General features: G+C 64.8%; 9 protein-coding genes. 6 read left to right on the forward strand and 3 right to left on the reverse strand.

Annotated features, from left to right (window positions below; translation table 11 throughout):
- The 3 genes from ACILRA_RS16465 to ACILRA_RS16475 all read left to right on the forward strand — a co-directional run.
- A partial coding sequence (locus ACILRA_RS16465; protein WP_395663158.1) for an adenosylcobinamide-GDP ribazoletransferase occupies positions 1–557 on the forward strand: 557 nt, incomplete at its 5' end.
- 63 nt (positions 558–620) lie between these two features.
- Positions 621–1,055: a TIGR02281 family clan AA aspartic protease gene (locus ACILRA_RS16470; protein ID WP_395663159.1), complete on the forward strand. Its 435-nt coding sequence runs from the start codon at positions 621–623 to the stop codon at positions 1,053–1,055.
- A 78-nt stretch (positions 1,056–1,133) separates the two neighbouring features.
- Positions 1,134–1,370, forward strand: coding sequence for a DUF1289 domain-containing protein (locus tag ACILRA_RS16475; protein WP_395663160.1), 237 nt, complete (start codon positions 1,134–1,136; stop codon positions 1,368–1,370).
- An 84-nt stretch (positions 1,371–1,454) separates the two neighbouring features.
- Here the strand turns inward: ACILRA_RS16475 and dusA are convergent, their stop codons facing one another.
- Entirely contained in the window at positions 1,455–2,456 is a 1,002-nt protein-coding gene (gene dusA / locus ACILRA_RS16480; protein ID WP_395663161.1) for a tRNA dihydrouridine(20/20a) synthase DusA, read from the reverse strand.
- A 354-nt stretch (positions 2,457–2,810) separates the two neighbouring features.
- Here dusA and ACILRA_RS16485 point away from each other — a divergent pair, with 354 nt between their 5' ends.
- The 3 genes from ACILRA_RS16485 (at position 2,811) to ACILRA_RS16495 (ending at position 5,205) form a co-directional block, all read left to right on the forward strand.
- On the forward strand, positions 2,811–3,494 hold the full coding sequence (locus ACILRA_RS16485; RefSeq protein ID WP_395663162.1) for a Crp/Fnr family transcriptional regulator: 684 nt from the start codon (positions 2,811–2,813) through the stop codon (positions 3,492–3,494).
- Between the two features lie 531 nt (positions 3,495–4,025).
- Positions 4,026–4,781, forward strand: a complete 756-nt coding sequence (locus ACILRA_RS16490) for an outer membrane protein (RefSeq protein ID WP_395663163.1) — start codon at positions 4,026–4,028, stop codon at positions 4,779–4,781.
- 235 nt (positions 4,782–5,016) lie between these two features.
- Complete coding sequence (locus ACILRA_RS16495) at positions 5,017–5,205, forward strand: helix-turn-helix domain-containing protein (protein WP_395663164.1); 189 nt, start codon at positions 5,017–5,019, stop codon at positions 5,203–5,205.
- Positions 5,206–5,209: 4 nt separating this feature from the next.
- Here ACILRA_RS16495 and ACILRA_RS16500 read toward each other — a convergent pair whose 3' ends face one another.
- Together ACILRA_RS16500 and ACILRA_RS16505 are read right to left on the reverse strand one after the other, a co-directional pair.
- A complete protein-coding gene (locus ACILRA_RS16500; protein WP_395663165.1) occupies positions 5,210–5,992 on the reverse strand; it encodes a hypothetical protein in 783 nt (260 codons plus the stop codon).
- 42 nt (positions 5,993–6,034) lie between these two features.
- Positions 6,035–7,702, reverse strand: coding sequence for a thiamine pyrophosphate-binding protein (locus ACILRA_RS16505; protein WP_395663166.1), 1,668 nt, complete (start codon positions 7,700–7,702; stop codon positions 6,035–6,037).
- Positions 7,703–7,766 lie beyond the last annotated feature (64 nt).

Below are 7,766 nucleotides of genomic sequence, written 5' to 3' on the forward strand. Positions count from 1 at the left end.
CCCTGGTGACCGGCGCCTTCCATGAGGACGGGCTCTCCGATGTCGCCGATGGTTTTGGCGGCGGCGTCACGCGCGAAGAGCGGCTCGACATCATGAAGGACAGCCGGATCGGCGCCTATGGCACGCTCGCCCTGGTCTTCACCATCATGGGGCGGGCCTCCCTGCTCACGGCCCTTCTCGACCTGCCGCCAAGCGCCATCTTGGCGCTGAGCGCGGGGGCTGCCGCCTTCTCACGCGCGCTGATGGTCGACTTGCTGTCCACGACAAGGCCCGCACGCGCCAACGGGCTGTCGGTACTGGCCGGCCAGCCCACCCGCCGCACCGGCCTTGCCGCGATCGTGATCGGGGGCCTTGCGGCGGGGCTCGGCGCATATGCCTTCCTGTCGCTGACAGTGGCGCTTCTGGCGCTTGCAGCCGCAGGCCTGGTGCTCGGCGCAGTCCGGGGCCTTGCCATGCGCAAGATCGGCGGCCAGACGGGCGATGTCTGCGGCACGGCCCAGGTCATGACCGAAACCGCCATGCTCGCCGTCTTCGCAGCCGCTATTCTCGGCGCCTGAACGGGCTTCGGCCTTGCATTCCCGGTGGAATTCACGTTACAATCTTTGCGGGAGGATATTTCCATGTTCCGCACCATGCTGTTGCTGCTTGCCACGCTCTGCTCCGCCATGACAGGGGTGGCCCATGCCAACACCGCGGAGCTGCGGATGTCACCCAACGGGCATTTCGTGACAATGGCCGACATCAACGGCAGAGAAATCAAGGTCATGGTGGACACCGGCGCCACCACCGTGGCCCTCAGCTATGAAGACGCACAGACGGCAGGCTTCGAGCCGGATGAACTGTCCTTCAGGTTCCCCGTCTCCACCGCCAACGGCACCGTCATGGCCGCACGCATCAACATCGACACGATCCAGATCGACGGCATCGTGGTGGAGGAGGTCGATGGCATGGTGCTGCCGGAGGGCGCCATGTCGGGGTCGCTGCTCGGCAACAGCTTCCTGCGCAGGCTGCACAGCTACGAAGCGATGGACGGCATTCTCCTTCTTCGTAACTAGCCGCTTTTGGGCTATCGAACGGCGTTTCCGGCCCGAGCCGCAGCCCGCGTCATCCCTATCTTCAGCGCCATGAATGCGATGAATCAGCCCGCCATCGAGACGCCCTGCATCAAGATCTGCGTCGTCGATCCGGAAACCGGCTACTGCATCGGCTGCGGCCGGACGCGGAGCGAGATCGGCGGCTGGCTGGGGCTATCCCCGGAGCAGCGGCGGGGCGTGATGGCGGAGCTTCCGGACCGCGTGGAAGGCCTGACCCGGCGCAAGAGCCGCCGCGGCGGCCGTGCGGGGCGCATCCAGGCCTTGAACGGCGGCTAACGCGCGTTCCGACCAGGTGGCATCACCTGGTCGAAAAGAACGCGCGCCAAATCAATTCCTTGAGCATGATCCGCACCGGGGGCGTTACTCGGCGGCGATGGCGTGGGGTTTCAGGCGCGAGGCCACCTGTTCAACCGCCTTGTCGAGCACGTCGAGCCCTGCACCCGGCCGCGAGGCCTCCTCGGAGAGCACGCGCCGCCACAGCCTGCCGCCCGGCAGGCCATGAAACAGGCCCAGCATGTGGCGGGTGATGTTCTGCAGCCAGACGCCCTTCTCGAGTTGCTCGGCCACATAGGGCTTCATGCGCGCGACGATGTCGACCGGGCTCACCTCCTCCGCCGCCGCGCCGAAGAAGCGATGGTCGACCTCGTGGAGCAGCCAGGGGGTGTTGTAGGCCGCACGGCCCAGCATCACGCCATCGACATGCTTCAGCTGTTCCCCGGCCTCCTCGAGGCTGCCGATGCCGCCGTTGATCACGACGGTAAGCTCCGGATGGCGCTGCTTCAGGCGGTGAACCCGCCCATAGTTCAGCGGCGGAACCTCACGATTCTCCTTCGGTGAAAGTCCTTTCAGCCAGGCCTTCCGGGCATGGACGATGAAGGTGGAAACGCCAGCCTGCATGACGGTCTCGACGAAGCGGGTGAAATCCTCCTCCTCGTCCTGGTCGTCGATACCGATCCGGCACTTGACGGTGACGGGCAGGCGCACGGCGTGGCGCATCTCGCCCAGGCAGTCGCGCACCAGTTCCGGTTCGGCCATGAGGCAGGCGCCGAAGCGGCCGTTCTGCACCCTGTCCGAAGGGCAGCCGACATTAAGGTTGATCTCGGCATAGCCGTAATCCTCGCCCCACTTAGCGGCTTCAGCCAGAAGCGGCGGCGCGCTGCCGCCGATCTGCAGCGCGACGGGATGCTCAGCCGGGCTGAACCCCAGCAGCCGCTCCCTGTCGCCATGGCGGATCGCCAGCGCCGTTACCATCTCGGTATAGAGCAGCGCATGCCGCGTAAGCTGACGGTGGAACATCCGGCAATGCCGGTCAGTCCAATCCATCATGGGGGCTACGGAGAATTTATGAGCGTTTTCTTTCAAGCGAATGACCGTGAATTGATCGGAAGCCGGGACGTGCTGGGGCAGGATTTGCCGTAACTGCCTTCTGTCGCCGCGAAGGTAATCCAGCATGATTTCGCACCAACCGCCGGCGGATATGCTTCGTGGACTGTTCTGACATCGTCCACCGGGGCGGCGATGTCAATCAGGTCCGGCCACGAGCATCAGCGCTTGCCTCCCGGCATGTGGATCGCGCGGTCCACTTTCACCGGCCGCCTGCGCTCGCCCCCTTTCCACAACCATATGGAGCATTAAATAACCGAAACTGGACAGACTGTGCATTCTGGCACAATCTTCCCGGCAGTCGCTTTGGCAAGGCACACGGAGAACGGGATAGTGGGCGAGGAAGCCTCAAGGCTGGCCATGCGGAACATGGGCTGGCTTACGACGCAGCCGGACTGGCTGAAGGATGAACTCCTCGCCTGCGCGCGGCTGCGCCAGTATTCGCGCGGCCAGTATGCCTACCACTTCGAGGACGGGCCGGGCGGCATGTTTGGCGTTGCCGAAGGCGCCTTCGGTGTGCTGATCCCCTCGGGCGGGGAAATGATGATGTGCCATGTCATGGGTCCCGGCGCATGGTTCGGCTGGGGCCCGGTCATGACGGGTGGCCAGCGCGGCCTGAGTTTCCGTGCGCTGGAGCCAAGCCGCGCGCTCTACGTGAGCCTCCTGGACCTCGGGGCAATCGGCGCCCGCAATCCCGATCTGTACCGCCTTCTCGGCGCGCTGAGCGAAGCAAGCATGCACGCCATGGCGCGCGCTGTTGGTGACCTGCTCATCTCGTCCTGCGACCGGCGGATCGCTGCTGTCCTGGCGCGGCTTGGCAGCGAAGCCGTGGGCAAGCCCCCCGCCCCGCTGCGCCTGGCGCAATCCGTCCTGGGGCAGATGAGCAACGCCTCGCGCGTGCGCGTCAACCGCACGCTGCGGGAGTTCGAAACTGCGGGGTGGGTGTCCGTCCAGTACCAGTCGATCCGCGTCACGGACGTGGCCTCGCTCGAAGCCTTTGCAAGGCGCGAGGGCTGAGCGGTCAGTACATCGCCTTGATGTCGTGAGCTCCCGCGCGAGGTCCGCCTCGTCCCGCCGCGCAATCAGCTGGGCGATGGCGGGCAGCCGGGGGCCGATCAGCGCCCAGCGATGTGGATTGCGGCGCGGAAGAAATAGGCATTGAAGGTCGGGTTATGGATCCTGCTGACGGGACGCGGAGGCTCGCGTCCATTCTGGCTGGCAGAACCGTTGCGGGTCGTACAATCGACCCGGCGTGCCACTGGGTGCGCCGGGCTTTCTTGCCGGCTCATTTCAGGAGGGCGACGCAAAAGGACAAGGAGATGAGGAAGGCCATATTCGTGGACCTGCCCGGTATGGCAAAGGCCAAGGCGCGCATCGCGGCGCTTGCCGAACGGCGACAGCAAAAACGGAAATATTTCAGGCGAACACTTCAACCATTGCTATATTCTTGTATTTACGACGTTTTCGGCCGGCTGTGACATATTTTCAACCATATGCCGGCACAACCCAGCTAGCTTCCACTCAGGTTTGTAAAAAGTGGAGTTCCAAATGAAATCTTATTTACTGTCTTCCGCCCTGCTCGTCATGCTCGCCAGCGCTGCAAATGCTGCCGACATCGCCGACGCACCCACCTCGGACTGGACGGGTATCTATGCAGGCGTGTTCGGCGGTTATGCTTGGGGCTCTGCTGATCTTAGCTCAACGACCAATGCCGAAGACTTTAAGATCCCCTCTGAAGACATCCCCTCTTCCTTCGGCGCAGAAGGCGACCTGGAAGGCTGGCTCGGCGGCGCTCAGGTGGGTTACGACTATGGCTTCGGCAGTGGCTTCGTTCTGGGCGCGGTTGCCGATTGGGCAATCACTGGCCTCGAAACAGATTCAGCCTGCCTCGAGGACTTTGGCCGCGAGGATTGCAACGACTCGGACCCGTTCCATACCGAGGGGAATGCCTCAATGGATTGGCTCGCGACGTTCCGCGCGCGCGCAGGTTTCGCCACGGGTGATGCGCTGATCTACGCAACGGGCGGCCTTGCGGTTGCCAATGTCGAGGTCAACATCGACAACTTGGGGTTCGACGGTGACAATTACGCCGACTCCGACACACTCACTGGCTGGACCGCTGGCGCCGGCGTCGAGTACCGGCTTACAGAGAATGTCTCTGTAGGTGCTGAGTATCTTTATGTTGATCTGGGTACTGTCGAGACCAATTACGAATTGCAGACTCCGGGGCCGGTTGTGGACATCCACTCTGAAACTGATTTTACGATGAATATCGTCAAGGCCTCGCTTAACTACCGCTTCTAATCGCTCCAAGCGAACGAGAAGGCCCGGCATCGCTGCCGGGCCTTTTTTCATTTGCGCTCCGGTGACAACTGGCTGCTCCCCGGCAGTTCCTCACATCGTCCTCGACGATGCCCTTGAACTGCTAGGAGAGGTTCTCGCCCCTGTGGATCATGACCTTCTTACCATCGGTCCGTAACAGGTCCATATACCAGCAGCTTCCGCACCATGTTCGACGCGACGGTGGTGACGCCAAGCCATGGGCAAGCCCCCCGCCCCGCTGCGCCTGGCGCAATCCGTCCTGGGGCAGATGAGCAACGCCTCGCGCGTGCGCGTCAACCGCACGCTGCGGGAGTTCGAAACTGCGGGGTGGGTCTCCGTCCAGTACCAGTCGATCCGCGTCACGGACGTGGCCTCGCTCGAAGCCTTTGCAAGGCGCGAGGGCTGAGCGGTCAGTACATCGCCTTGATGTCGGTGAGCTCCCGCGCGAGGCCCGCTTCGTCCCGCCGCGCAATCAGCTGGGCGATGGCGGGCAGCCGGGGGCCGATCAGCGCGCCGGTGACGGAGAAGAACTCATCCTCATCGATAGCCTCGGCGGGCCGTCCTTCCTCAGCGAACATCAGCGCCACGCAGGCGATGGCGTTCACCGCCACATTGGGTTCGACCTGCGCCATGAAGCGGTTACGCTCCGCCACCTTGCCGATCCGCGCCACCGGCCCCTGCTCCACCAGCGCGATGAGGATGCGCGCCAACATGCCGTTTTCCGTCACCTCCTCGTCAGCCCTCGGCGCAAGGCTGCGGCGGGCGGCATCCACCCGATGCTCGAGGATCAGGTAGGGCGGGGCCGAATAGCGCCCCGCGATGTGGATCGCGGCGCGGAAGAAATAGGCATTGAAGGTGGGGTTGTGGATCAGGCTGTCGTCGCGGATGCCGCGGGCCACCGCATGCATGATGCCGGGGGTAAAGGGCGAGGGCAGCTTGCGCCAACTCGGCAGGAACAGGGCGATCGAGACATTTGCCCCCCAGTTCATCAGCCGGTCGACGAGGCGCGCACCCCGCGCGACAATGCGCGAGAGGAAGGGCGCGCGCACGGGCGACCCCTGTGCCGACCGGTCGGCGTTGGACAGGTCACGCACATAGAACTGGGCGGCCCTCAAACCGTCACGCACGCCGGCTGCGGCGCACACGGCATGAGCGGCAAGGGGGATGGCGGCGGTACGCGAGGCGCTGGTCATGGCCCCATATCAACCCGCGGGACGCGCCGCCGTCAAGTTTTCCTATGTCGCGCGGGATGCGTTGCGGATCTCGGTGAGGCTCCGCGCCGGCGTGATGGCCTCGGGGTCGATCAGGCAGTGGATGATGGAGGCCCTGCCGCTCTGCCGCGCGCGCGCCAGCGCCGGGCCGAAATCCGCCGTCCTGGTGACGGTCTCGCCATGCCCGCCATAGGACCGGGCAAGCGCGGCGAAGTCCGGATTGCGCAGCGAGGTGGCGGAGACGCGGCCCGGATACTCGCGTTCCTGGTGCATGCGGATCGTGCCGTACATGCCATTGTCGACCACCACCACGATGATGGGCAGGCCGTATTGCATGGCGGTGGCGAATTCCTGCCCGTTCATCAGGAAGCAGCCGTCACCCGCGAAGGCGATGACCTCGCGCTCCGGCTGAAGCGCCTTCGCGGCAACCGCTGCCGGGACGCCATAGCCCATGGTGCCCGAGGTCGGCGCAAGCTGCGAGGCGAAGCTGCGGAAGGGCCAGAACCTGTGCACCCATGTGGCGTAATTGCCCGCGCCGTTGCAATAGACGGTCGCAGCGGGCATCACCTGCCGGAGATGCGCCATGACGCCAGCCATCTGGAGGTCTCCGGCGGTTCTGACGCGTGAGGGGTCACTCCAGGCGAGATAATCCTCATGCGCTGCGTGTGCGCTGCCCGCCCAGGCTACCGTGTTGGGCTTTGGCAGCGCGGCGGCGGCTGCCGCAAAGGCATGCGGTGCGGCGAGAATGCCAAGGCCGGTGCGGTAGACCTTGTTCAATTCCTCCGCACCTGGATGAACATGGACGAGCCGCGACCCGTCGCCCGGGATGTCGAGAAGAGTATAGCTTTGGGACGGCATTTCGGAGAGGCGCCCCCCGGCCAGCAGCACGAGGTCCGCATCCTTGATGCGCTGAAGCAGCTTCGGATTGGGCCCGATGCCGAGGTCGCCCGCGAAATTCGGATGATCCGCCGGGAACAGCATCTGGCGGCGGAAGCTGACAGCCACGGGCAGATCGAAGGTCTCGGCGAAGCGGACGAGGTCAGTCACGCCCTGCTCGCTCCAGCCTGAGCCGCCCGCCAGAACGATGGGTCGCCGGGCGGCCAGAAGGCGGCGCTGCAGCGCCTCCATGTCGGCCGCACCCGGCTTCATGACGGCGGGCGAGAAGGCCGGTGCATCCTGAACCTCCGCCGTCTCGGTGAGCATGTCTTCCGGAAGGGCGATCACCACGGGGCCGGGGCGGCCCTGGCTTGCCACGTGGAAGGCACAGCTGACGATTTCGGGGATGCGATCGGCCCGGTCGATCTCGACGACCCATTTCGCCATGGTGCCGAAGACGGCCTTGTAGTCCAGTTCCTGGAAGGCCTCCCGCTCCTTCATATCGCGCGCCACCTGGCCCACGAACATGATGAGCGGGGTCGAATCCTGCGAGGCGACATGGATGCCGCAGGAGGCGTTGGTGGCGCCCGGCCCCCGCGTGACCATCACGATGCCGGGCCTGCCCGTCATCTTGCCTGCAGCCTCCGCCATATAGGCCGCGCCGCCTTCCTGGCGGCACACGATGGTGGTGATCGCGGCATCATGCAGCGCGTCCAGCACGGCGAGATAGCTTTCGCCAGGCACGCAGAAGACATGGCTGGCGCCATGAATCTTCAATTGATCGACGAGGATCTGCCCGCCCGTGCGCCCGGTCACCGGTTGGTCCTCAGCAGCCTGGCGCGGGTTTCGGACACGGCGTTGGCATGGCCGTCGAAGCCTT

Source organism: Aestuariivirga sp., from assembly GCF_044239095.1.
Classification (GTDB): Bacteria; Pseudomonadota; Alphaproteobacteria; order Rhizobiales; family Aestuariivirgaceae; genus Aestuariivirga.

What these genes read in the sequence shown, in the direction of transcription:
- ACILRA_RS16500 (WP_395663165.1), bottom strand. Translation starts at nt 5,992, where the DNA reads ATGACCAGCGCCTCGCGTACCGCCGCCATCCCCCTTGCCGCTCATGCC.
- ACILRA_RS16490 (WP_395663163.1), top strand. Translation starts at nt 4,026, where the DNA reads ATGAAATCTTATTTACTGTCTTCCGCCCTGCTCGTCATGCTCGCCAGC.
- ACILRA_RS16475 (WP_395663160.1), top strand. Translation starts at nt 1,134, where the DNA reads ATGAATCAGCCCGCCATCGAGACGCCCTGCATCAAGATCTGCGTCGTC.
- ACILRA_RS16470 (WP_395663159.1), top strand. Translation starts at nt 621, where the DNA reads ATGTTCCGCACCATGCTGTTGCTGCTTGCCACGCTCTGCTCCGCCATG.
- ACILRA_RS16495 (WP_395663164.1), top strand. Translation starts at nt 5,017, where the DNA reads ATGGGCAAGCCCCCCGCCCCGCTGCGCCTGGCGCAATCCGTCCTGGGG.